General features: G+C 71.4%; 13 protein-coding genes, 1 tRNA gene and 1 pseudogene. 8 read left to right on the top strand and 7 right to left on the bottom strand.

Going from position 1 to position 25,016, the window contains the following annotated elements; all coding sequences use genetic code 11:
• Window positions 1-44: 44 nt before the first annotated feature.
• Together GXP74_RS10640 and rpsA are read right to left on the bottom strand one after the other, a co-directional pair.
• Window positions 45-2,243, bottom strand: a complete 2,199-nt coding sequence (locus tag GXP74_RS10640; RefSeq protein ID WP_182451245.1) for an MMPL family transporter — start codon at window positions 2,241-2,243, stop codon at window positions 45-47.
• 193 nt (window positions 2,244-2,436) lie between these two features.
• On the bottom strand, window positions 2,437-3,954 hold the full coding sequence (gene rpsA / locus GXP74_RS10635) for a 30S ribosomal protein S1 (protein WP_182451244.1): 1,518 nt from the start codon (window positions 3,952-3,954) through the stop codon (window positions 2,437-2,439).
• A 386-nt stretch (window positions 3,955-4,340) separates the two neighbouring features.
• Between rpsA and GXP74_RS10630 the strand changes: the two genes are divergently transcribed.
• On the top strand, window positions 4,341-5,198 hold the full coding sequence (locus GXP74_RS10630; RefSeq protein WP_182451243.1) for a class I SAM-dependent methyltransferase: 858 nt from the start codon (window positions 4,341-4,343) through the stop codon (window positions 5,196-5,198).
• 62 nt (window positions 5,199-5,260) lie between these two features.
• Here GXP74_RS10630 and polA read toward each other — a convergent pair whose 3' ends face one another.
• Window positions 5,261-8,005 (bottom strand): DNA polymerase I, encoded by a 2,745-nt coding sequence (polA, locus tag GXP74_RS10625; RefSeq protein ID WP_182451242.1) that lies wholly within the window; start codon window positions 8,003-8,005, stop codon window positions 5,261-5,263.
• A 169-nt stretch (window positions 8,006-8,174) separates the two neighbouring features.
• Between polA and GXP74_RS10620 the strand changes: the two genes are divergently transcribed.
• Window positions 8,175-8,639: a PaaI family thioesterase gene (locus tag GXP74_RS10620; RefSeq protein WP_182451241.1), complete on the top strand. Its 465-nt coding sequence runs from the start codon at window positions 8,175-8,177 to the stop codon at window positions 8,637-8,639.
• A 76-nt stretch (window positions 8,640-8,715) separates the two neighbouring features.
• Window positions 8,716-9,453, top strand: coding sequence for a hypothetical protein (locus GXP74_RS10615; RefSeq protein WP_182451240.1), 738 nt, complete (start codon window positions 8,716-8,718; stop codon window positions 9,451-9,453).
• Between the two features lie 51 nt (window positions 9,454-9,504).
• Here GXP74_RS10615 and GXP74_RS10610 read toward each other — a convergent pair whose 3' ends face one another.
• On the bottom strand, window positions 9,505-10,176 hold the full coding sequence (locus tag GXP74_RS10610; RefSeq protein ID WP_182451239.1) for an ANTAR domain-containing response regulator: 672 nt from the start codon (window positions 10,174-10,176) through the stop codon (window positions 9,505-9,507).
• Window positions 10,177-10,266: 90 nt separating this feature from the next.
• On the opposite strand from GXP74_RS10610, the gene GXP74_RS10605 reads away from it, so the two are divergent.
• From GXP74_RS10605 to GXP74_RS10595, 3 genes are all read left to right on the top strand, one after another.
• A tRNA-Leu gene (locus GXP74_RS10605) sits at window positions 10,267-10,350 on the top strand.
• Between the two features lie 422 nt (window positions 10,351-10,772).
• Window positions 10,773-12,425, top strand: coding sequence for an APC family permease (locus GXP74_RS10600; protein WP_182451238.1), 1,653 nt, complete (start codon window positions 10,773-10,775; stop codon window positions 12,423-12,425).
• A gap of 440 nt (window positions 12,426-12,865) precedes the next feature.
• Window positions 12,866-14,524: an APC family permease gene (locus GXP74_RS10595; RefSeq protein WP_182451237.1), complete on the top strand. Its 1,659-nt coding sequence runs from the start codon at window positions 12,866-12,868 to the stop codon at window positions 14,522-14,524.
• Window positions 14,525-14,607: 83 nt separating this feature from the next.
• Here the strand turns inward: GXP74_RS10595 and pyk are convergent, their stop codons facing one another.
• Complete coding sequence (gene pyk, locus GXP74_RS10590) at window positions 14,608-16,053, bottom strand: pyruvate kinase (protein ID WP_182451236.1); 1,446 nt, start codon at window positions 16,051-16,053, stop codon at window positions 14,608-14,610.
• 223 nt (window positions 16,054-16,276) lie between these two features.
• Between pyk and GXP74_RS10585 the strand changes: the two genes are divergently transcribed.
• Together GXP74_RS10585 and efeB are read left to right on the top strand one after the other, a co-directional pair.
• Entirely contained in the window at window positions 16,277-17,494 is a 1,218-nt protein-coding gene (locus GXP74_RS10585; RefSeq protein WP_225447845.1) for an EfeM/EfeO family lipoprotein, read from the top strand.
• 5 nt (window positions 17,495-17,499) lie between these two features.
• On the top strand, window positions 17,500-18,774 hold the full coding sequence (efeB, locus tag GXP74_RS10580) for an iron uptake transporter deferrochelatase/peroxidase subunit (protein ID WP_225448593.1): 1,275 nt from the start codon (window positions 17,500-17,502) through the stop codon (window positions 18,772-18,774).
• Between the two features lie 151 nt (window positions 18,775-18,925).
• Here the strand turns inward: efeB and GXP74_RS10575 are convergent, their stop codons facing one another.
• Together GXP74_RS10575 and gltB are read right to left on the bottom strand one after the other, a co-directional pair.
• Complete coding sequence (locus GXP74_RS10575; RefSeq protein ID WP_182451235.1) at window positions 18,926-20,458, bottom strand: glutamate synthase subunit beta; 1,533 nt, start codon at window positions 20,456-20,458, stop codon at window positions 18,926-18,928.
• Window positions 20,451-24,973, bottom strand: a pseudogene (gene gltB / locus GXP74_RS10570) (glutamate synthase large subunit). The gene GXP74_RS10575 and the pseudogene gltB overlap by 8 nt, the downstream one beginning before the upstream one ends.
• Window positions 24,974-25,016: the final 43 nt, after the last annotated feature.

Genomic DNA, 25,016 nt, shown 5'->3' with positions numbered 1-25,016 from the left:
CGACCGCCCGGCGGGCCCCGGTCAGGCCCCCGGTCAGGCCGCCGTCAGGCCGCCGGGCGGGCCTTGGCGAGCACCGGCAGCGGCACCGGCGCGCGCGGGGCCGGGAGCGCGGCACCGACGGTCGGCGGTGGCAGCGTCTGGTTGTCGTGCAGGCCGACCCGGGCGTGCAGCCGCTTCAGCCAGCGCGGGGCCCACCAGTTCCGGTCGCCGAACAGGGTCATCGTGGCGGGCACCAGCAGCATCCGCACCAGCGTCGCGTCGACCAGCACGGCCACCGCCAGGGCCAGGCCGATCTCCTTGATGTCCAGCATGTCGCCGGTGGAGAAACCGGCGAAGACGATCACCATCAGCAGCCCGGCCGAGGTGATGATCCGACCGCTGCGCTGCACCCCGCGCTCCACCGCCCGGCGGCACGGGTGCCCGTGCTCGTGCAGTTCCTTGATCCGGGAGAGCAGGAACACCTCGTAGTCCATCGACAGGCCGAAGGCGAAGGCGAACACCAGGACCGGGATCCACGCCTCCAGGCCGCCGGTGGGCGAGAAGCCGAGCAGCCCGCTCAGCCAGCCGTCCTGGAAGACCAGGGTGAGCACCCCCAGCGACGCGCCCAGCGACAGCATGTTCATCAGCAGCGCCTTCAGCGGCACCACCACCGAGCCGGTCATCAGGAACAGCAGCGCGAAGGTCGTCGCCGCGACCAGCGCCAGCGCCCACGGGCCCCGGGTGGCCACCTCGTGCTTGAAGTCCAGCACCGTGGCCGCGTCCCCGGTGACCCAGGTGGTCAGCCCGCCCCGGTCGGCGCGCAGCTCGGAGACCACCCGCTGCGCGGTCGCCCCCTCGGCGCTGCCGGTGACGTCCACCCCGACGCTCACCAGCCGCCCGGTGGGGCTGCCCACCGACACCCCGCCGACCCCGGGCAGGTCGCGGATGTGCGCCGCGTACGCCTCGGCCCGCGCCTGGTCGCCCTGCACCGCCACGGTCACCGCCGAGGGCTCCAGCGCCGGGAACCGGCTCGCCAGCGCGTCGGAGACGGCCCGGCTGCTGAAGGACTTCGGCAGCACGTCCGCGTCGGCGTTCTGCGGGTGCGCGAAGGCGAACGGCGCGGCCATCGCCAGCAGCACCCCGGCGACGCCCAGCGCCACCGGCAGCGGATGCCGCTGCACCCGGCGCACCGTCCGGGCGAAGACCCCGTCGTCGGCCACCGGGCGCAGCGGCGCCTTGATCCGGCCGCCGACGAAGCCCAGCAGCGCCGGGACCAGCGTCAGCCCGGACAGCACGGTGATCACCACCACGCTGACCCCGGCCGCGCCCACCGCCCGGAAGATCGGGCTGACGAAGACGAAGAGCCCGGACAGCGCGGCGGCGACGGTCAGCGCCGAGAAGGCGATGGTCCGCCCGGCGGTGGCGCTGGTGCGCTCCACCGCCTCGGCCACCCCGACACCGTGGCCGCGCTCCTCCCGGAAGCGGTTCACCATCAGCAGCGCGTAGTCGATGGACAGGCCGAGCCCGAGCACGGTGGCGATGGGCAGCACGCTGGGGTCGATCGGCATCAGCCTGGTGAAGCCCAGCAGCGCCAGGAACGCCCCGCCGATGGAGGCGACCGCGCCGATCAGCGGCAGCCCGGCGGCCACGAAGCCGCCGAAGATCAGCACCATCACCAGCAGCGTCACCGGCAGCGTGATGAACTCGCCGAGCTCGGTGTCGGTCTCCGTCTGCTGCTGCACCTGCTGGGTGAGCACCTGCTCGCCGCCGAGCTCGACGGCCGTCCCCGGGACCGCGTCGGCGATCTCCCGCAGCCGCTGCGAGGCGGCGTCCAGGGCCGCCCCGCCGCCGCTCCCCAGGTCGACCTGGATCACGCTCTCCCGCCCGTCGGCGGAGCGCATCGCGGCGCCGCCGGTCCCGCTGTAGGCGTCGGTGACCTGGCCGACGCCGGGGATCCGGGACAGGTCGACGGCGGCCGCGGTGACCGCGGCCCGAACCGCCGGATCGGCCACCGGCCTGCCCTGCACCAGCGCGGTGATCCCGCCGGAGGTCGGGTCGGCCGCCGCCAGCAGCGCCGAACCGGTGGCGGACTCCGAACCCGCCGCCTTGGCGGCCGGGGCCGCGGTGTTGAACACCTGGGTACCGAACAGCAGTCCGGCCGCCAGCACCACCACCCACACCGCGAGCACCCAGCGGCGGTGGCGGTAGCTGAAACGCCCCACGGCGGCGAACGGACCGCCGACGCGGGTGGTGGGTGCGGTCATGGGGCGTTTCACCTTGCAGCCGGAAACGGGACTGCACCCCACTCTGCCCGAATAAGGCCGAATAGGAAGTTTAGCGATCTATGGTCTATCTCATAGGGGTTCGCCTGAACAAAAGGACCCCCGCCCGGTCACCCCGGGCGGGGGTCCTTCACGGTCGGCCGCCCTCGCGGGCGGTCAGCTCAGCGGCAGGCGCTCAGCTCTGGCCGCCCGCGAGCTTCTCCCGCAGCGCGGCGAGGGCCTCGTCGGTCGCCAGGGCGCCCGAGGTCTCGTCGCTGCTGGAGGAGTACGAGCCACCGGAGATGGCACCCGCGCCACCAGCCGCGGCACCGGCCTCGGGAGCAGCGCCCTCACCCGCGGCGGCAGCCTCGGCGTCGGCCTCGCGGCTCTTGATGACCTGGGCCTGGTGCTGCTCGAAGCGGGCCTGCGCCTCGGCGTACTGGCGCTCCCACTCCTCACGCTGCTTCTCGAAGCCGGGCAGCCAGTCGTTCGCCTCGGGGTCGAAGCCCTCCGGGTAGATGTAGTTGCCGGCGTCGTCGTACGAGGCAGCCATGCCGTAGAGGGTCGGGTCGAACTCGACCGAGGCCGGGTCGGCACCGAGGGACTCGTTGGCCTGCTTGAGCGACAGGCTGATCCGGCGACGCTCCAGGTCGATGTCGATGACCTTGACGAAGATCTCGTCGCCGACCTGGACGACCTGCTCCGGGATCTCCACGTGGCGCTCGGCCAGCTCGGAGATGTGGACCAGGCCCTCGATGCCCTCGTCCACGCGGACGAACGCACCGAACGGAACCAGCTTGGTGACCTTGCCGGGGACGACCTGGCCGATCTGGTGGGTCCGGGCGAACTGCTGCCACGGGTCCTCCTGGGTCGCCTTCAGCGACAGGGAGACGCGCTCGCGGTCCATGTCCACGTCGAGAACCTCGACGGTGACCTCCTGGCCGACCTCGACAACCTCGGACGGGTGGTCGATGTGCTTCCAGGACAGCTCGGAGACGTGCACCAGGCCGTCGACGCCACCCAGGTCCACGAAGGCACCGAAGTTGACGATGGAGGAGACGACGCCGGAGCGCACCTGGCCCTTCTGCAGGGTGGTGAGGAAGGTCTGGCGGACCTCGCTCTGGGTCTGCTCCAGCCAGGCACGGCGGGACAGGACCACGTTGTTGCGGTTCTTGTCCAGCTCGATGATCTTGGCTTCGAGCTCCTTGCCCACGTAGGGCTGGAGGTCGCGGACCCGGCGCATCTCGACCAGCGACGCGGGGAGGAAGCCGCGCAGGCCGATGTCGAGGATGAGACCGCCCTTGACGACCTCGATGACGGTACCGGTGACGATGCCGTCCTCTTCCTTGATCTTCTCGATCGTGCCCCAGGCGCGCTCGTACTGCGCACGCTTCTTGGACAGGATGAGACGACCCTCCTTGTCCTCCTTCTGGAGAACAAGGGCCTCGATGCTGTCGCCGACCTTGACGACGTCGTGCGGGTCGACGTCGTGCTTGATGGACAGCTCGCGGGACGGAATGACGCCCTCGGTCTTGTAACCGATGTCGAGGAGGACCTCGTCACGGTCGACCTTGACGATGATGCCGTCGACGATGTCGCCATCGTTGAAGTACTTGATGGTCTCGTCGATCGCCGCGAGGAAGGCCTCTGCGTCGCCGATGTCGTTGACCGCCACCTGCGGGGTGGTACGGGCCTCGATGCTGCTGGTCGTCATTAGGAAAAGGGCTCCGGTACGGACATGAAGTCGTAGGTACTACTACGCCGGGAACCCGCTATCGCTCCACCAAGGACCAGACAGGCCGGAGCCGGTGTATCCACTGTCCGGAACATCCCTGGACAGTCGATACCCCTGGCAATGACTGTGGGGTCTTCAACAGATGCGAGCGCGACCTGCTCCGTCCGAGGCGCGCAGGCCCGCAGCGCAACTTGTAGCATACGGGTACAGCCGTGCACGGTCAATGCGGGATGCCGCAGGGCGGAAGGGCCCGCACGGACCGGCGGGGCCGGTCGAGCGGGACGGGTCCGACACCCGTCGACAGCCGAACACCCTCGTCCCCGACGATGCCCGACGCTACTGCGCCAAGGTTACGCTACTGCGGGATGAGCGAGTACACCGCAGCCCCCCGCGCTGCCGAAGACGACGAAACCGACGACGACACCGAGGCCGTCCGCCGCGAGGCGGACACCGGAGAGAGCAGCCGCGCCAACCGCCACTGGTGGGACCGCAACGCCGACGACTACCAGGACGAGCACGGCGCCTTCCTCGGCGACGCGCGCTTCGTCTGGTGCCCCGAGGGCCTGGACGAGGCCGAGGCCCGACTGCTCGGCGACCCGGCCGCGCTGCGCGGCCGGCGGGTGCTGGAGATCGGCGCCGGCGCCGCCCAGTGCTCCCGCTGGCTGGCGGACCGGGGCGCGCACCCGGTCGCGCTGGACCTGTCGCACCGCCAGCTACAGCACTCGCTGCGGATCGACCTGGGCCTGGGCCGGACCCCGGTCCCGCTGGTCCAGGCCGACGCGACGGTGCTGCCCTTCGCCGACGCGGCCTTCGACCTGGCCTGCTCCGCCTACGGCGCGGTGCCCTTCGCCGCCGACACCGGGCGGATCATGCGCGAGGTGCACCGGGTGCTGAAGCCGGGCGGGCGCTGGGTCTTCTCGGTCACCCACCCGGTCCGCTGGGCCTTCCCGGACGAGCCGGGGCCCGAGGGACTGACCGCGACCGCCTCCTACTTCGACCGCACCCCGTACGTGGAGCAGGACGAGCAGGGCCGGGCCGTGTACGTGGAGCACCACCGCACCCTGGGCGACCGGGTGCGGGAGCTGAACGCGGCCGGGTTCCGGCTGCTGGACCTGGTCGAGCCGGAGTGGCCGCCCGGGCTCACCCAGGAGTGGGGCGGCTGGAGCCCGCTGCGCGGCAGGCACCTGCCCGGCACCGCGGTCTTCGTCTGCCGACGCGACTGAGCCGACCGCTGCGGGGCCGCGCCGGTCCCCCGGCGCGGCCCTCCGCTGTCGGCGGGGCGCGGTCAGTGCGCGGCGGTCTCCCAGTCCGTGCCGACGCCCACCGAGACGTCCAGCGGGGCGCGCAGCGGATAGGCGTCCGCCATCTCCCGCCGGACCAGCGCCTCCACCGGCTCGCGCTCGCCCGGGGCGAGTTCCAGCACGATCTCGTCGTGCACCTGGAGCAGCATCCGCGAGGCCAGGCCCTCGGCGGCCAGGGCCGCGTCCACCTTCAGCATGGCGATCTTGACGATGTCCGCCGCCGAGCCCTGGATCGGCGCGTTCAGCGCCATCCGCTCGGCCATCTCCCGGCGCTGCCGGTTGTCGCTGGTGAGGTCCGGCAGGTAGCGGCGGCGGCCGAGGACGGTCTCGGTGTAGCCGGTGCCCCGGGCCTCGTCCACCACCCGGCGCAGGTAGTCGCGCACCCCGCCGAAGCGCTCGAAGTACGTGTCCATCAGCCGCCGCGCCTCACCGGCGTCGATGCCGAGCTGCTGGGACAGCCCGAACGCCGACAGGCCGTACGCCAGGCCGTACGACATGGCCTTGATCTTGCGCCGCATCTCGGCGTCCACCTGCGGCCGCTCCACCCCGAAGACCTGGGCGCCGACCGTGGTGTGCAGGTCCTCGCCGCTGGCGAAGGCGGCCAGCAGCGCCTCGTCCCCGGAGAGGTGGGCCATGATCCGCAGCTCGATCTGGCTGTAGTCGGCGGTCAGCAGCGACTCGAAGCCCGCGCCGACCACGAAGGCCCGGCGGATCATCCGGCCCTCCTCGGTGCGCACCGGGATGTTCTGCAGGTTCGGGTCGGTCGAGGACAGCCGCCCGGTGGCGGCCACCATCTGGTTGAAGGTGGTGTGGATCCGGCCGTCCGCCGCGACCGTCTTGATCAGGCCCTCGACCGTGCTCCGCAGCCGGGTCTGGTCCCGGTGGCGGAGCAGGATCACCGGCAGCTCGTGCGTGGTCTGCGCGGCCAGCCAGGTGAGCGCGTCGGCGTCGGTGGTGTAGCCGGTCTTGATCTTCTTGGTCTTGGGCAGTTCCAGCTCGCCGAACAGGATCTCCTGGAGCTGCTTCGGCGAGCCGAGGTTGAAGTCGTGGCCGACCGCCTCGTGCGCCTCCTTGACCGCCTGCTGCACGGCCGCGCCGAACTGGAGCTCCAGCTGGGTCAGCCAGTCGGCGTCGGCGGCGATGCCGGAGCGCTCCATCCGGGCCAGCAGCGCCGAGATCGGCAGCTCCAGCTCCCGCATCAGCCGCAGCCCACCGTCCTTGCCGAGCCGCTCCTCGAACACCTCGGCCAGGTCGAGCACGGTGCGGGCGGCGACCATCAGCGCCTGGGCGGCGGCCGCGGCCTCGTCCGCGGCGTCCTCGCCGAAGGCGAGCTGGCCGCTGTCGGCCGGGCCCGAGGCCTCCAGCTGGCGGCCCAGGTACTCCTCGGCGAGGACGTCCAGGCCGAAGGTGCGCCGCCCCGGCTTCTCCAGGTAGGCGGCCAGGGCGCTGTCCGAGACCACGCCCTCGATCCGCCAGCCGTGCTCGGCGAAGGCCCGCTGCACCTGCTTGGCGATGTGCAGCGCCTTCGGCCGCTCCGGATCGGCGAGCCAGCCGGCGAAGGCCCGCTCGTCCTCCTCCGCGAGCGCCGAGGGGTCGGCCCAGGCGGCCGGGCCGCCCTCGGCGGCCAGCCCGAACGCGGTCACCTGGCCCTCGCCGCGGGCCCAGCTGTAGTCCGCCATCAGCCCGGTGCGGCCGGCGCCGGAGGCGTGCTCGGCGAGCCAGGCCGCCAGCGCGCCGGGCTCGGTCAGCGGCTCGCCGTCGATCTCCACGCCCGGTCCGGCCGCCGGGGCGGCGTCGGTGTCGGCGGCGCCCGCGCCCGGGTCCACCGCGAACAGCCGGTCCCGCAGCGCCTGGTTGCGGAACTCCAGCGCGTCCAGCAGCACCACGGTGGCGTCCCGGTCGTAGGCCCGGCGGTCCAGCTCGGCCACGCCGAGCGGCAGTTCGACGTCCCGGACCAGCTCGGTCAGCTCCCGGTTGAGCTTGACCGCGTCCAGCCCGGCCCGCAGCTTCTCGCCGATCTTGCCCTTGACCTCGTCGGCGTGCGCCACCAGCTCCTGGAACGAGCCGTACTGGCCGATCCACTTGGCGGCGGTCTTCTCGCCCACCCCGGGGATGCCCGGCAGGTTGTCCGACGGGTCGCCGCGCAGCGCCGCCAGGTCCGGGTACTGCGCCGGGGTCACGCCGTACTTCTCGAAGACCTTCTCCGGCGTGTAGCGGGTCATCTCGGAGACGCCCTTGGTCGGGTAGAGCACCGTGACGTCCTCGGTGACCAGTTGCAGCGCGTCCCGGTCGCCGGTGAGGATCAGCACCTCGAAGCCCTCGGCCGCGGCCCGGGTGGCGAGGGTGGCGATGATGTCGTCCGCCTCGAACTCGGCCAGCCGCAGGTGCGGCACCCGCATCGCGTCCAGCAGCTCGCCGACCAGCTCGACCTGGCCGCGGAACTCGTCCGGCGAGGCCGAGCGGGTGGCCTTGTACTCCGGGTAGATCCCGGCCCGGAAGGTCTTCCGGGAGACGTCGAAGGCGACCGCGAAGTGGGTCGGGGTCTCGTCCCGCAGGATGTTGGCCAGCATCGAGGCGAAGCCGTAGACGGCGTTGGTCGGCTGACCGGTGGAGGTCGCGAAGTTCTCGGCCGGGAAGGCGTAGAACGCCCGGTACGCCATGGAGTGGCCGTCGAGCAGCAGCAGCCTCGGCCGCCCCTGCTCGCCCTTGCCCGAACCCTTGCCTGCCATAACCGCCACCGCTTCCTGCGCCCGACACCGCACCCTGCGCTGATTCCGGACGAAATCCTATGGCCCCGCACTGACAGCCGGGCTCCCTGACACCGGCCCGCCGGACGCCGGGTCGTACGATCGTTCAGGATCGGCCCTCCCGGATGGGACGCAGACGTACAGGAGCAGCATGTCCGAGCAGCAGCCCGCACCCGCCCCCGCCCTCAACGTCCCGCAGGAGGTGCTGGACCAGTACACCAAGCTGGGCGTCGCCCCGAGCACCTTCTCCGGCGGCAAGCTCGGCGACCAGCTCGGGATCAAGATCGTCGAGGCCTCCCCGGAACGGGTGGTCGGCACCATGCCGGTCGAGGGCAACCAGCAGCCGTACGGGCTGCTGCACGGCGGGGCGTCGGCGGCGCTGGCCGAGACCCTGGGGTCGATCGGCGCGATGCTGCACGCCGGTCCCGGCCGCTACGCGGTCGGCGTGGACCTCAACGCGACGCACCACCGCTCGGCGACCTCCGGGCTGGTCACCGGGGTCGCCACGGCTGTCTTCCGGGGCCGCACCGCGGCCACCTACGAGGTCGCGATCACCGACGACCAGGGCCGCCGGATCACCAGCTGCCGACTGACCTGCATGCTCCGCGACGCCTGAGCGGCGCAGGCCCTCTGGAGCCGGGGCCGGTCCTCCGGTATGACTGGGTGCGGTGATCCGAGCGGGGGAGGCTGCGATGAGCGTCGGGCGAGAACCCCCCGAACGCGTCGGCGAGGTGGGTCCGGTCGAGTTGACGGCGGACCACCCCTCCGCCGACCCATCCGCCGACGGCGACCTCGCCGACGGCCTCGCCCCGCCGGACATCTCGACCGGCGGCACCGACCCGGGCCCGGCCGAGCTGCGGCTCGGCGCCTGGTGGCGGTCGCTCGGCCGGGGCCGCCGCCGGACCGCGGTGGCGCTGCTGGCCCTGGCCGTGGCCGCCGCGTTCGGCCTGCCGGCCCTGGACCGGCACCCGCCGGTCCCGCCGCCACCGCCCCCGGGCGAGCTGACCGACGTCCACTTCCTCGGCATGGGCGCGGGCAGCGGGCAGAGCGGCAGCGAGTTCAGCATCCGGATCACCGTCGGCGACCGCGGCACCGCCCCGCTGACGATCGAACAGATCAGCCAGGGCTACCTGGGGATGTCCCTGGCGCCGCCGCCCGGCCTGCCGCTGACCGTCCGGCCCGAGCGCCCGGTCACGCTCAGCCTGCGGGCCACCGTGAGCGACTGCGCGGTGATCCCGCCGGACGACGCCTACCCGGTGCTGCTGCTGACCGTGGCCAGCGGCCGGGCCACGCAGACCCAGGCCGAGGTCCTGGGCGACCCGTACATCCTGGCCATGCACAGCGCGCTGGCCCGGGCCTGCCAGGGCACGCCGGGCTTCGGCGGGCCCTTCCCGCCGACGGCGTCGAACAGCGGCGTCTTCCCGCCCTGAGCGTTCCCGCCCCGAGCGACCGCCGCCGAACCGCCGCGGAACCACCGCGGCTCAGTCCGTGGCGGCCTGCTCCTGGGCGGCCTTCTTCTTGGCGTCCTGGGCCGCGCCCTCCTCGATGACCGCCTCGGCGACGGCCTTCATGGTCATCCGGCGGTCCATCGAGGTCTTCTGGATCCAGCGGAAGGCGGCCGGCTCGGTCAGCCCGAACTTGGTCTGCAGCACGCTCTTGGCGCGGTCGACCAGCTTGCGGGTGTCCAGTCGCAGGCTCAGGTCGGCGATCTCCGACTCCAGTGCCCGGATCTCGCTGTAGCGGGAGACCGCCATCTCGATCGCCGGGACCAGGTCGCTCTTGTTGAACGGCTTGACGATGTAGGCCATCGCCCCGGCGTCGCGGGCCCGGTCGACCAGCTCGCGCTGGGAGAAGGCGGTGAGCATCAGCGTCGGCGCGATGTGCGCCTCGTGGATCTGCTCGGCGGCGGAGAGACCGTCCAGGATCGGCATCTTCACGTCCAGGATGACCAGGTCGGGCCGGAGCTCGGTGGCGAGCCGCACGGCCTCGGCGCCGTCACCGGCCTCGCCGACGACGGTGTAGCCCTCCTCTTCCAGCATCTCCTTGAGGTCCAGGCGGATCAGCGCCTCGTCCTCGGCGATGACGACCCGGGTCGTCGTCGGCGGGACGTGCTGCTCGGGCTGCTCGGGCTGCTCGTCGGTGGCGGCGGTCACGATGCTCCTCGTGTGGGCGCGGGGGTTGCTTGAATGAGCCTACCCAGCTGCACGAATCGACCCCGACACGGTACTCTGACCTGGCACCCCGCCGGGTTGATGGAATCGGCAGACATGATCGCCTCAAAAGCGATTGCCTGAAAGGGCGTGCGGGTTCAAGTCCCGCACCCGGCACCCAGCTTGCCCTCCTCGTGAGCGCGTCCGCCCGAGCGCGGCGCTCCGCGCACGGCCCCCCTCCCTCCCCGCCCGAGGCACCGCGCTGCCCCGCGCCGGGCAGGCGCGCCGCCCGGCGAACCCCGGCGAACATCCGAGCAGTTCCCTGCCGCGCGCCAGTTCGAGCATATTGTCATTCAATATAAATGAGTAGATCCAGTATTTTCGGCACGCGCTCCCGCCGGACTCTCCCGATCGCCCGCGCATTCCCCGCCGCCCGCCCCGCACCATCCCCGGACCAGCGGTGATACCCGATCGCACGCGTGTCCGGCGCACCCATTCGAACGCATCTATTCATCGTCAGAATCAACGCGCGAGGGTAATCTGCAAGTCATCTCCCAGGCAACTCTCAGGCCTGCCCCGGATTCGAGAGGCGCTCACCCATGGCATCCGCTGACCAGTTGTCCCCGCCCGCAGTGCCCGGCCACAATCTCCGCCGGGAAATCGGCCTCATCGGACTGATGTGGGCGTCCGTCGGATCCATCATCGGATCCGGCTGGCTGTTCGGCGCGCAGAAGGCGGTGGTGGTCGCCGGACCCTCGGCGGTCATCTCCTGGGCCATCGGCGCGGTCGCGGTCGTGCTGCTGGCCCTGGTGCACGCCGAACTCGGCGGCATGTTCCCGGTCGCCGGCGGCACCGCGCGCTATCCGCACTACACCTTCGGCGGACTGGCCGGGATGTCCTTCGGCTGGTTCTCCTGGCTCCAGGCGGTGACCGTGGCGCCGATCGAGGTCCAGGCCATGATCGGCTACGCCCGGCACTGGTCCTGGGCGGACGGCTTCCAGAAGGCCGACTCCACGCTGACCCACTCCGGACTGGCGGTGGCGGTGGGGCTGATGGCGGTCTTCGTCGCGGTGAACTTCCTCGGCGTCCGGCTGCTGGCGCGCACCAACAGCGCGGCCACCTGGTGGAAGATCGCGATCCCGCTGTTCACCATCTTCGTGCTGGCGATCACCCACTTCCACGGCAGCAACTTCACCTCGAAGGGCTTCGCCCCGTTCGGCGCCAAGGGCGTGCTGACCGCGATCAGCACCAGCGGCATCATCTTCGCGCTGCTCGGCTTCGAGCAGGCGATCCAGCTGTCCGGCGAGAGCCGCAACCCCAAGCGCGACATCCCGCGCGCGGTGCTCGGCTCGGTGACCATCGGCGCGGTCATCTACACCGCGCTCCAGGTGGTCTACATCGCCGCGCTGCCGCGCTCGGCCTTCGCCCACGGCTGGGGCGCGCTCGACTACCCGGGCATCAGCGGCCCGTTCGCCGGGCTGGCCACCGTCATCGGCCTCGGCTGGCTGGCCTGGATCCTCTACCTGGACGCCATCGTCTCCCCCGCCGGGACCGCGCTCATCTACACCACCTCCACCTCGCGCATCTCCTACGGCCTGAGCCGCAACGGGTACACCCCGCAGCTGTTCGAGCGGACCGACCGGCGCGGGGTGCCCTGGTTCGGACTGGTCATCTCCTTCGTCGCCGGGGTGGTCTGCTTCCTGCCGTTCCCCAGCTGGCAGCAGCTGGTCAGCTTCATCACCTCGGCCAGCGTGCTCATGTACGCGGGCGCGCCGCTGGCGTACGGGGTGCTGCGGCGGCAGCTGCCGGACCGGGAGCGCCCGTACCGGCTGCCCGCCGGGCAGATCATCTCCCCGCTGTCGTTCGTAATCGCCAGCCTGATCATCTACTGGGCGGGCTGGGACACGCTGTGGCGGCTCGGCGCCGCCATCGTCATCGGCTACCTGCTGCTCGGCTCCTACGCCTGGTACGCCCGGTCCAGGGGCCAGTCCAACGCCCCGGACCTGGACTGGCGTCCGGCCCAGTGGCTGCCGGTCTACCTGACCGGCATGGGCGTCATCTCCTGGCAGGGCAGCTTCTGCAACAAGACGGGCTGCGGCGCCCAGGGCAACCTGCCGCTGTGGTGGGACATCGTCGTCATCGCGGTGTTCGCGCTCGTCATCTACTACTGGGCGCTGGCCGTCGGACTGCGGACCGAGGCCATCGAGCGGAACATCGCCGACGTCGAGGTGGTCGACGAGGGCGGCCACTGACAGCACCGCACCCCAGCGGTTCGGAGCCCGGCCGGCGGCAGGACCGCGGGCCGGGCTCCGTGCTGTGCGCGTGGTGCCACCCCGGTACGTGCGGACATGCCCGAAAACGCCCGCCCCGGCGCTCCGCACGCATTAGCCCCGGGAATGTCCGCACGTCAATAGCCTTTCCCTGGGAATCGAAAGCTCAAGAATTCCTCAAGTCACGGAATGGGCACGATCAGGACACCGGTAGTGTGCGTCAACCGCCCTCGGAGCAGGAGAGATGATCCCGGCCCCAGCTCCGGTCGCCGAGCCCGGATTTGGCCGTGTTACGGGAGTGAAAAACCCCGCCGAGTACGCATCCATTCAGCATCTACATCTATGCATGAGGACTAACTGCCCCTAACCTGGGGCAACTCTCAACCTCCTGTTGTCCCCACATTCGAGAGGTCCACTTCCCCATGGCTACCGCAGACCAGTTGTCCCCACCAACCGCGCCCAACCGCGCTCTTCGACGCCAGGTCGGAATCATCGGTCTGACCTGGGCTTCCGTAGGTTCGATCATCGGCTCCGGCTGGCTCCTGGGCGCGAAGAGCGCGGTGATGGCCGCCGGTCCGGCGGCGATCATCTCCTGGGTGATCGGCGCGATCGCGATCATCCTGCTGGCTCTGGTGCACGCCGAACTCGGCGGCATGTTCCCGGTGGCCGGTGGCACCACCCGGTACCCGCATTACGCCTTCGGCGGTCTGGCCGGGATGTCCTTCGGCTGGTTCTCCTGGCTGCAGGCGGCCTCGGTGGCGCCCATCGAAGTCGAGGCGATGATCAACTACGGCCAGCACTACAGCTGGGCCCATGTTCTCGAACACCCCAGCAACGGCACGCTGACGGCCGCCGGTGTCGGCGTCGCGACCCTGCTGATGGCGGTCTTCGTCGCGATCAACTTCCTTGGTATACGCGTGCTGGCGCACACCAACAGCGCGGCGACCTGGTGGAAGATCGCCATTCCGCTGTTCACGATCTTCGTGCTGGCGATCACCCACTTCCACGGCGGCAACTTCACCTCGCAGGGCTTCGCGCCGTTCGGTGCCAAGGGCGTCCTGGCGGCGATCAGCACCAGCGGCATCATCTTCGCGCTGCTCGGCTTCGAGCAGGCCATCCAGATCGCCGGTGAGAGCTCCAACCCGAAGCGCGACATCCCGCGCGCCGTCCTCGGCTCGGTCGCCATCGGCGCGGTCATCTACATCGCGCTCCAGGTCGTGTTCATCGGCGCGCTGCCGGGCACGACCTTCGGCCACGGCTGGGCGAAGCTCGCCTACGCCAACATCTCCGGCCCGTTCGCGGGTCTGGCCACCCTGGTCGGCCTCGGCTGGCTGGCCGCGATCCTCTACATCGACGCGGTCATCTCCCCCGGTGGCACCGGCCTGATCTACGTCACCTCGACCTCACGCATCTCCTACGGCCTGAGCCGCAACGGCTACGCCCCCGAGGTGTTCGAGCGGACCGACAAGCGCAGCGTGCCGTGGTTCGGCCTGATCATCTCCTTCATCACCGGCGTGATCTGCTTCCTGCCGTTCCCCAGCTGGCAGTCGCTGGTCAGCTTCATCACCGACGCCAGCGTGCTGATGTACGCCGGCGCTCCGCTCTCCTACGGCGTGCTGCGCAAGCAACTGCCCAACCGTGAGCGCCCGTACCGGCTGCCCGGCGGCCAGGTCATCGCCCCGCTGTCCTTCGTCATCGCCAGCCTGATCATCTACTGGGCCGGCTGGGACACCGTGTGGCGGCTCGGCGCCTCGATCATCCTGGGCTACCTGCTGCTCGGCTCCTACTCCTGGTACGCCAACGCCAAGGGCAAGCCGAACGCGCCCACGATGAACTGGCGGGCCGCCCAGTGGCTGCCGGTCTACCTGATCGGCATGGGCGTCATCTCCTGGCAGGGCGGCTTCTGCGAGAACGCGGGCTGCTCCATCGCCAACAACATCCCGCTCTGGTGGGACATCGTGATCATCGCGGCGTTCTCGCTCGCCATCTACTACTGGGCCGTGTACACCGGCCTGAGCAGCGCCGAGATCGAGGAGAACATCGCCAAGGTCGAGGTCGTGGACGAGGCCGCCGCGCACTGACCCGCACCGCCGCTGACAGCACTGGGCCCGACCGGCGTGCCTGCCGGTCGGGCCCAGTGCTGTGGTGCGGCTCCGTGCGGTGGTCAACCGGCCGCGGGGGCGTGTGAGTCGTCCTCGCCCACGTGGTGCACCCGGACCAGGTTGGTCGAGCCGTCGCGCCCGGGCGGGGAACCGGCCGTGATCACGACCCGGTCCCCGGGCTCGCAGCGGCCCAGGTCCAGCAGCGCGGCGTCGACCTGGGCGATCATCTCGTCGGTGGTGGCGACCAGCGGTCCCATGAACGTCTCCACGCCCCAGCTCAGCGACAACTGGCTGCGCACGGCCGGTTCGTAGGTGAAGGCCAGCACCGGGATCGGCGAGCGGTAGCGGGACAGCCGCCGGGCGGTGTCACCGGACTGGGTGAAGGCCACCAGGTACTTGGCGTCCAGGAAGTCGCCGATCTCGGCGGCGGCCCGGGCCACCGCGCCGCCCTGGGTACGCGGCTTGTTGCTCTCGGTCAGCGGCGGCAGGCCCGCCTCGATGATGTCCTCCTCGGCCGCGCAGACGATGCGGGCCATGGTCTTCACCGTCTCCACCGGGTACTTGCCGACGCTGGTCTCGCCGGAGAGCATCACCGCGTCCGCGCCGTCCAGCACGGCGTTGGCGACGTCGGAGGCCTCGGCCCGGGTCGGCCGGGAGGCGCTGATCATGGAGTCCAGCATCTGGGTGGCCACGATCACCGGCTTGGCGTTGCGGCGGCAGAGCTTGATGGCGCGCTTCTGCACCAGCGGCACCTGCTCCAGCGGCACCTCGACGCCGAGGTCGCCGCGGGCGACCATGACCCCGTCGAAGGCGTCCACGATCCCGACCAGGTTCGCCACCGCCTGCGGCTTCTCGACCTTGGCGATGACCGGGACGAAACGTCCCTCCCGGCTCATGATCCGGTGGACGTCCTTGATGTCGTCGGCACTGCGGACGAACGAGAGCGCGATCATGTCGGCTCCGATGCGAAGCCCCCACAGCAGGTCGGCGACGTCCTTGTCGCTGAGCGCGGGGACACTGACGGCCACGCCGGGGAGGTTGAGGCCCTTGTGGTCGGAGACCATTCCGCCCTCGACCACGGTGCAGTTGACCCGGTCGCCCTCGACCGAGACGACCTGGAGCGCGACCTTCCCGTCGTCGACCAGGATCCGCTCACCGGGGGTGACGTCGCCGCACAGCCCCTTGTAGGTGGTGCCGCAGACGTGGCGGTCGCCGGGGACGTCGGCGGTGGTGATGGCGAACTCGTCGCCGCGCTCCAGGAGTACCGGTCCCTCGGCGAAGGTCTCCAGGCGGATCTTGGGGCCCTGCAGGTCGACGAGGATGCCGACGCTGCGGCCGGTCTCGTCGGCGGCCTTGCGGACCCGGCGATAGCGTTCCTCGTGCTCGGCGTGGGAGCCGTGGCTGAGGTTCAGGCGGGCCACGTCCATACCGGCGTCGACCAGTGCTTTGATCTGGTCGTACGAATCGGTGGCGGGGCCTAGCGTACAGACGATTTTTGCTCGGCGCATGACTCCGAGCGTAGGTCTTACCGGTGGGTAGTGACGAGGCACTCCAGGGACCGCAGATGTACGGGAGGCGAAGGCTTGTTGAACTTCCGCGGCTCGTTCACCAAGCAGCGAACAGATGAACTCCCTTGGAACACGGGGAGTTGACCCGGCCCTCGGGTTCCTGCGCAGGTGAGGGTTGCCTAACATCGGTCCCGGACCGGACCGACAGCGAGTGGGGTGGGGCGTGAGCGAGACCGAGGAGCCCGGAGAGCGACGGCGCGGACGGCGGCCGTGGGTGCTCGCCGGGGCCGCCATGGCGGTGGCCGCCCTCAGCGCCGGTGCGGTGGCGTACGCCCAGGGGGCGCATCCGGCGAAGCCGGCCGCCGCCCCGCTGGACGACTACACCGGGCTGCCGCACACCACGGTCCGGATCGGCACCGGTGCCTGCGGCGCCGGTTGGACCGCGCCGCACACCGGCCTCCAGGTGTTCGACCTGACCGGCACCGGTCCGGCGGCCGCCGACGCCTACCTGGAGACGGCGGCCGGTGCGGTGGTCGGCGAGGTGGAGAGCCTCGCCCCGGGCACCACCCGGCCGATGGTGGTCCGGTTGGCGGCCGGGAGCTACGACTTCCAGTGCCTGCCGCAGGACGACAGCGCGGTGAAGGGCCCGGTGGTGCGGGTCACCGGCAGCGGCGCCGGATCCCCGGCCGTGGCGCCGGTGACCCAGCAGGACCTGATCCCGCCGACGCTGCTGTACCAGAAGTGGGTGGCCGCCCAACTCCCGGGCCTGGTACGGGACACGGCGACGCTGCAAGCGGCCGTCGACCGGGGCGACCTGGCCGCGGCCCGCACCGCCTGGCTGCCCGCGCACCTGGACTACGAGCGCCTGGGCGCGGCCTACGGGACCTTCGGGGACCTCGACGACAGCATCAACGGCACCACCAAGGGCCTGCCCGACGGCCTGACCGACCCCGGCTTCACCGGCTTCCACCGGCTGGAGTACGGCCTGTGGCACGGCCAGTCGGCGGCCGGGCTGAAGCCGGTCGCGGACACCCTCAGCCAGGACGTGCGGAGCCTGCAGACCCAGTGGAAGACCGCCCAGATGGACCCGCTGCTGCTGGGTCTGCGGGCGCACGAGATCGTGGAGAACACCATCCAGTTCGAACTGACCGGGCGGACCGACTACGGCAGCGGTTCCAACCTGGCGACCGCGCGGGCGAACCTGCAGGGCACGGCGGAGGCACTGACCCTGCTGCGCCCGCTGCTGGCCACCCGGATGACCACGCTGCCGCAGATCGACGCGGACATGGCGGCGGCCCAGGCCGAGCTGGCGAAGCTCGGCGACGTGCCGCCGGCCTCGCTGACGCTCACCGAGCGGGAGCAGCTGAACGCGGACTTCGGCCAACTGGTGGACGACCTGGCGCCGATCGCGGCGGTGTGCGACGTGCGGAGGACCTCGTGAGCGGCGTGGAGCGGGCGGGCGGCCCGGAGCAGCGGGCGGAGCAGCGGACCGGCGGTCGGGTGGACCGGCGGTCGGTGCTGCGCGGCGCGCTGGCGGCGGGCGCGGTCGGCGCGACCGCGGCCGCCGTGGCCGGCTCGGCCGCCCCGGCCACGGCGACCGACGGCACCGCCGCCGACCCGGGCAGTTACCCGTTCGAGGGGGCGCACCAGTCGGGGGTGCTCACGCCCAAGCAGCGCTGCGCGGCCTTCGTCGCCTTCGACGTGACCGCCGCCGACCGGGCCGGGCTGACGCAGCTGCTGCGGACGGTCACCGCCCGGCTCAGGTTCCTGACCGCGGGCGGGGTGCCGGAGCCGCTGGGCATCAGCGCGCCGCCGTCCGACTCGGGGGTGCTCGGCCCGGTGGTCCCGGCCGACGGCCTGACCGCGACGCTGGCGGTCGGCTCCTCGCTGTTCGACGAGCGCTTCGGCCTGGCCGCGCGCAGGCCGCTGCGGCTGCGGACGATGACCTCGTTCCCGGACGACGACCTGGACCCGGCCTGGTGCCAGGGCGACCTGATGCTGCAGATCGGCGCGAACAACGCGGACACGGTCGCGCACGCGCTGCGGGACCTGGCGATGCACACCCGGGGCGCGATGCAGGTGCGCTGGCGGATCGACGGCTTCGCCTCGCCGCCGCGCCCGACCGGCACCCCGCGCAACCTGCTGGGCTTCCGGGACGGCACGGCCAACCCGGACACCGGCGACACCCGCACCATGGACCAGGTGGTCTGGGTGGTGCCGGGCCTGGGCGAACCGGCCTGGGCGGTGGACGGCTCGTACCTGGCGGTGCGGGTGATCCGGATGCTGGTGGAGTTCTGGGACCGGGTGTCGCTCAACGAGCAGGAGCGGATGTTCGGTCGGCAGAAGGCCTCGGGGGCGCCGCTGGACGGCCAGTCGGAGCTGGATCCGCCGAAGTACTCGGCCGACCCGACCGGCGACATGATCCCGCTGGACAGCCACATGCGGCTGGCCAACCCGCGTACCCCGGGCACGGACGGGCTGCGGATGCTGCGCCGGGGCTACAACTACGACCTGGGCACCGACAGCAACGGCAACCTGAACATGGGCCTGGTGTTCTGCGCCTTCCAGCAGGACCTGGACCGCCAGTTCATCGCGGTGCAGCAGCGGTTGGCGGGCGAGCCGCTGGTGGACTACATCTCGCCGTACGGCGGCGGCTACTTCTTCGTGCTGCCCGGTGTGCGGGGGGCGCAGGACTGGCTGGGCCGCTCGCTGCTGGCCTGAACGGCCGCAGACGAAGCAGCACCTGCCTCTCACCTTGGTCGGGGACGAGAGGCAGGTGCCTGTTGTTCTCCGCGTGCGATCCGGCGGCGCTGGCGGGGACGCGGTTCATGCAGCCCTTCGGGCCACGGGCTCTACTGTGCCACAGCTGGTGTCACACGGTGAGCGGGCGGTCCGTCGGGCGGATCGGGGCGGGCAGCGTCGACGCGCGACCGGAGAGGTAGCTGTCGACCGCCTTCGCGGCGGAACGGCCCTCGGCGATGGCCCAGACGATCAGCGACTGGCCGCGGCCGGCGTCACCGGCCACGAAGACGCCGTCGACGTTGGTGGTGAACCGGTCGTCGCGGGCGACGTTGCCCCGGGCGTCGAGGTCCACGCCCAGCTGCTCGACCAGGCCGTTCCTGGTGTCGGTGCCGGTGAAGCCCATGGCCAGGGTGACCAGCTGGGCCGGGATGGCGCGCTCGGTGCCGGGCTGCGGCACGAACCGTCCGTCCTTGAACTCGACCTCGACCAGGTGCAGTTCCTGGACGTTGCCGTCCTCGTCGCCGGTGAAGTGGGTGGTGTTGACCGCGTAGACGCGTCCCTCCTTGCCCGCCTCCGGCGAGGAGGGTCCCTCTGCCACCTGGCGACCGTTCTTCGTCTCCAGGAGGTAGGTGGCCTCCTCGTGAGCCGAGGTGACCTTGTAGGTCATCGGCATGCTCGGCCAGGGCTGGTGCGCCGGGCGCTCCTCGCTCGGCCGGGGCATGATCTCCAGCTGGGTGACCGAGGCCGCGCCCTGCCGCAGCGCGGTGCCCAGGCAGTCCGCGCCGGTGTCGCCGCCGCCGATGACGATGACGTGCTTCCCGGCGGCGCTGATCGGCGACTCGACGTAGTCGCCCTCCTGCACCTTGTTGGACAGCGGCAGGTACTCCATCGCCTGGTGGATGCCCTTGAGCTCGCGCCCGGGCACCGGCAGGTCACGGGCGGTGGTGGCGCCGGCGGCGATCACCACCGCGTCGAAGCGGTCCCGCAGCTGGCGGCCGGAGATGTCGACGCCCGCCTCGACCCCGGTACGGAACCGGGTGCCCTCGGCGCGCATCTGCTCGACCCGCCGGTTGACGTGCCGCTTCTCCATCTTGAACTCGGGGATGCCGTAGCGCAGCAGGCCGCCGATGCGGTCGGCGCGCTCGTACACCACCACCGTGTGCCCGGCCCGGGTGAGCTGCTGGGCGGCGGCCAGGCCGGCCGGTCCGGAGCCGACCACGGCCACGGTCTTGCCGGAGAGCCGCTCCGGCGGCTGCGGGGCGACGCCGCCGTTGTCCCAGGCCTTGTCGATGACGGTGACCTCGACGTTCTTGATGGTCACCGGGTCCTGGTTGATGCCCAGGACGCAGGCGGACTCACACGGCGCGGGGCACAGCCGCCCGGTGAACTCCGGGAAGTTGTTGGTCGCGTGCAGCCGCTCGATGGCGCCGCTCCAGTCCTCCCGGTAGGCGAGGTCGTTCCACTCGGGGATGAGGTTCCCGAGCGGACAGCCGTTGTGGCAGAACGGGATGCCGCAGTCCATGCAGCGTCCGGCCTGCTTGGTGATGATGGGCAGGAGGCTGCGTTCGACGTAGACCTCGTTCCAGTCCTTGATCCGGACATCGACGGGTCGGCGCTCGGCGAGCTGCTTGGGCGTCGTCAGGAAGCCCTTGGGGTCAGCCATGGTTGGCGGCCTCCATCATCTTCGCGGTGGTGGCGGACTCGGAGAGTCCGTCTCGCTCGGCGGCGTCCTTGGCGGCGAGCACGGCCTTGTAGTCACGCGGCATGATCTTGGAGAAGCGGGAGAGCCCGCTGCCCCAGTCGGCGAGGAGTTCGGCGGCCACGGTGGAGCCGGTCTCCTCGTAGTGCTGCTGGACGGTCTCCCGCAGCCACTCGCGGTCCGACGCGTCGGGGGCCTCGATGCCCACCATGCCGGTGTTGACGTTGTTCGGGCGCAGGTCGAGCACGTAGGCGATACCGCCCGACATACCGGCCGCCAGGTTGCGTCCGGTGGCGCCGAGGATGACCACCCGGCCGCCGGTCATGTACTCCAGGCCGTGGTCGCCCACGCCCTCGACGACCAGGGTGGCCCCGGAGTTGCGGACGGCGAACCGTTCACCGGCCTTGCCCCGCAGGTGGATCCGGCCCGAGGTGGCGCCGTAGCCGATGGTGTTGCCGGCGATCACGTGGCTCTGCGCGTCGGCGCCGATGGCGGCGGCGTCCCGGGAGGGACGGACCACCAGCACGCCGCCGGACAGGCCCTTGCCGACGTAGTCGTTGGCGTCGCCCTCCAGCCGCAGGGTGACACCGCTCGGCACGAAGGCACCGAAGGACTGCCCGGCGGAGCCGGTGAAGGTCACGTCGATGGTGCCCTCGGGCAGACCCGCTCCCTTGTAGCGCTTGGTGACCTCGTGGCCCAGCATGGTGCCGACGGTCCGGTTGACGTTGCGGATCGGCAGCTGGATCCGCACCGCCTCGCCGTGCTCCAGGGCCTCCTGGCTGAGCCCGATCAGCTGGTTGTCCAGGGCCTTGTCGAGGCCGTGGTCCTGGCTGACCGTCCGGTGCAGCGAGGCGCCCTCGGGCAGCTCCGGGACGTACAGCAGCGGGGAGATGTCCAGGCCGTCGGCCTTCCAGTGCTGCACCGCCTTGGTGGCGTCGATCAGCTCGGCGTGGCCGACGGCCTCCTCGATGGTGCGGAAGCCGAGCTCGGCCAGGATCTCGCGGACCTCCTCGGCGATGAACTCGAAGAAGTTGACCACGAACTCCGGCTTGCCGTTGAAGCGTTCGCGCAGCACCGGGTTCTGCGTGGCCACGCCGACCGGGCAGGTGTCCAGGTGGCAGACCCGCATCATCACGCAGCCGGAGACCACCAGCGGCGCGGTGGCGAAGCCGAACTCCTCGGCGCCGAGCAGCGCCGCGATGACGACGTCCCGGCCGGTCTTCAGCTGGCCGTCGGTCTGCACCACGATCCGGTCCCGCAGGCCGTTGAGCAGCAGCGTCTGCTGGGTCTCGGCCAGGCCGAGCTCCCAGGGGCCACCGGCGTGCTTGAGGCTGGTCAGCGGCGAGGCGCCGGTGCCGCCGTCGTGGCCGGAGACCAGCACCACGTCGGCGTGGGCCTTGCTGACGCCCGCCGCGACCGTGCCCACGCCGACCTCGGAGACCAGCTTCACGTGGATGCGGGCGGCCGGGTTGGCGTTCTTCAGGTCGTGGATGAGCTGGGCGAGGTCCTCGATGGAGTAGATGTCGTGGTGCGGCGGCGGCGAGATCAGGCCGACGCCGGGGGTGCTGTGCCGGGTCCGGGCGACCCAGGGGTACACCTTGTGGCCGGGCAGCTGGCCGCCCTCGCCGGGCTTGGCGCCCTGCGCCATCTTGATCTGGATGTCGTCCGCGTTGACCAGGTACTCGCTGGTGACGCCGAAGCGGCCGGAGGCGACCTGCTTGATCGCGGAGCGGCGCTCCGGGTCGTGCAGCCGCTCCGGGTCCTCGCCGCCCTCACCGGTGTTCGACTTGCCGCCGAGCCGGTTCATCGCGATGGCCAGCGTCTCGTGGGCCTCCATCGAGATGGAGCCGTAGGACATGGCGCCGGTGGAGAAGCGCTTGACGATCTCGCTGACCGGCTCGACCTCGTCGATCGGGATCGGGGTCCGGCCCTCGGCGAACTGGAACAGCCCGCGCAGCGTCATCAGCCGCTCGGACTGCTCGTTCACCCGCGCAGTGTACTGCTTGAAGATGTCGTAGCGGCGGGTCCGGGTGGAGTGCTGGAGCCGGAACACCGTGTCCGGGTCGAACAGGTGCGGCTCGCCCTCGCGGCGCCACTGGTACTCGCCGCCGATCTCCAGCCGCCGGTGCGCCGGGGAGATCCCGGAGACCGGGTAGGCCTGGGCGTGGCGGGCGGCGGTCTCCTGGGCGATCTGGTCCAGGCTGACCCCGCCGAGCTTGGTGGCGGTGCCGGTGAAGTAGCTGTCCACCAGCTCCTGCGAGAGCCCGATGGCCTCGAAGACCTGCGCGCCCCGGTAGGAGGCGACGGTGGAGATGCCCATCTTGGACATCACCTTGAGCACGCCCTTGCCGAGCGCGTAGATCAGGTTGCGGATCGCCTTCTCCGGCTCGACGCCCTGGATGAAGGTGTCCTGCGCGACCAGGTCCTCGACCGACTCCATGGCCAGGTACGGGTTGACCGCGCCCGCGCCGAAGCCGACCAGCAGCGCCACGTGGTGCACCTCGCGGACGTCCCCGGCCTCGACGATCAGGCCGACGTGGGTGCGCTGCTTGGTGCGGATCAGGTGGTGGTGCACGGCGGCGGTGAGCAGCAGCGAGGGGATCGGCGCGTGCTCGGCGTCGGAGTGCCGGTCGGACAGCACGATGATCCGGGCGCCGTCGGCGATCGCGGCGTCGGCCTCGTCGGCGATCTCCGTCAGCCGGGCGGCCAGCGCCGCGCCGCCGTTGGAGACCTTGTACAGGCCGGAGAGGGTGACCGCCTTCAGCCCGGGCAGGTCGCCGTCCTGGTTGATGTGGACCAGCTTGGCCAGCTCGTCGTTGTCTATCACCGGGAACGGGACGGTGACCGAGCGACAGGAGGCCGCCTCGGCGTGCAGCAGGTTGCCCTCGGGGCCGAGGTTGCTGGACAGCGAGGTGATCAGCTCCTCGCGGATGGCGTCCAGCGGGGGTTGGTGACCTGCGCGAAGAGCTGGGTGAAGTAGTCGAACAGCAGCCGGGGCTTGTCCGAGAGCGCGGCGATGGGCGAGTCGGTGCCCATCGAGCCCAGCGGCTCGCCACCGGTCCTGGCCATCGGCGCGAGGATCAGCCGCAGCTCCTCCTCGGTGTAGCCGAAGGTCTGCTGACGGCGGGTCACCGAGGCGTGGGTGTGCGCGATGTGCTCGCGGCCGGGCAGCGCGTCCAGGGTGATCGAACCGGCGTGCAGCCACTCCTGGTACGGGTGCTCGGCGGCGAGGGCGGACTTGATCTCCTCGTCCTCGACGATCCGGCCCTCGGCGGTGTCCACCAGGAACATCCGTCCGGGCTGGAGCCGGCCCTTGCGCAGCACCTGGTCCTGCGGGATGTCGAGCACGCCGACCTCGGAGGCGAGCACGACCAGGCCGTCCTGGGTGATCCAGTAGCGGGCCGGGCGCAGGCCGTTGCGGTCGAGCACGGCGCCGATCTGGGTGCCGTCGGAGAAGGTGACGCAGGCCGGGCCGTCCCAGGGCTCCATCAGGTTCGCGTGGAACTGGTAGAAGGCGCGGCGGGCCGGGTCCATGGTGGTGTGGTTCTCCCACGCCTCCGGGATCATCATCAGCACCGCGTGCGGCAGGCTGCGGCCGCCGAGGTGCAGCAGTTCGAGCACCTCGTCGAAGGACGCGGTGTCGGAGTGCTCCGGGGTGCAGATCGGGAAGATCCGGTCCAGGCCCTCGCCCTTGCTGTTGGCCGGGATCGCGTCGGTGGCCAGCTGCGACTCGCGCGCGGTCATCCAGTTGCGGTTGCCCTTGACCGTGTTGATCTCACCGTTGTGCGCGATGAAGCGGTACGGGTGTGCCAGCGGCCAGCTGGGGAACGTGTTGGTGGAGAAGCGGGAGTGCACCAGGCCGATCGCGGTGGTGTAGCTGCGGTCGGACAGGTCCGGGAAGAAGGGCTCCAGCTGCCCGGTGGTGAGCATGCCCTTGTAGACCAGGGTGCGCGCGGAGAGCGAGGGGAAGTACACGCCGCCCTCGCGCTCGGAGCGCTTGCGCAGCACGAAGGTGATCCGGTCCAGCTCCAGGCCGGTGCGCTGCCCGGCGGCGTCGCTGACGAAGAGCTGACGGAAGCGCGGCATCACCGAGCGGGCGGTGTCGCCGAGCAGTTCCGGGGCGACCGGCACGTCGCGCCAGCCGAGGACGGTGAGGCCCTCCTCGGCGGCGATGGCGCTGATCGCGGCGACCGCGGCGGCGTCGGCCGCGTCGTCGTCCGGGAGGAAGGCGATGCCGACGGCGTAGGCGCCCACGGCGGGCAGCTCGAAGTCGACCTTGGTCCGCAGGAAGGCGTCCGGGATCTGGGTGAGGATGCCCGCGCCGTCGCCGGAGTCGGGCTCCGCGCCGGTCGCGCCGCGGTGCTCCAGGTTGCGCAGGACGGTGAGTGCCTGCTCGACGATGCGGTGCTCGGCCTTGCCGGTGAGCGTCGCGACGAAGCCGACACCGCAGGCGTCGTGTTCGTTGCCGGAGTCGTACAGGCCCTGCGGCGCGGGACGCCCGTCAGCAAGGGCCTGGTAGGGG

The sequence above is a fragment of the Streptacidiphilus sp. P02-A3a genome, from assembly GCF_014084105.1.
Classification (GTDB): Bacteria; Actinomycetota; Actinomycetes; order Streptomycetales; family Streptomycetaceae; genus Streptacidiphilus.
This window is presented reverse-complemented; position numbering and strand designations above follow the sequence as displayed.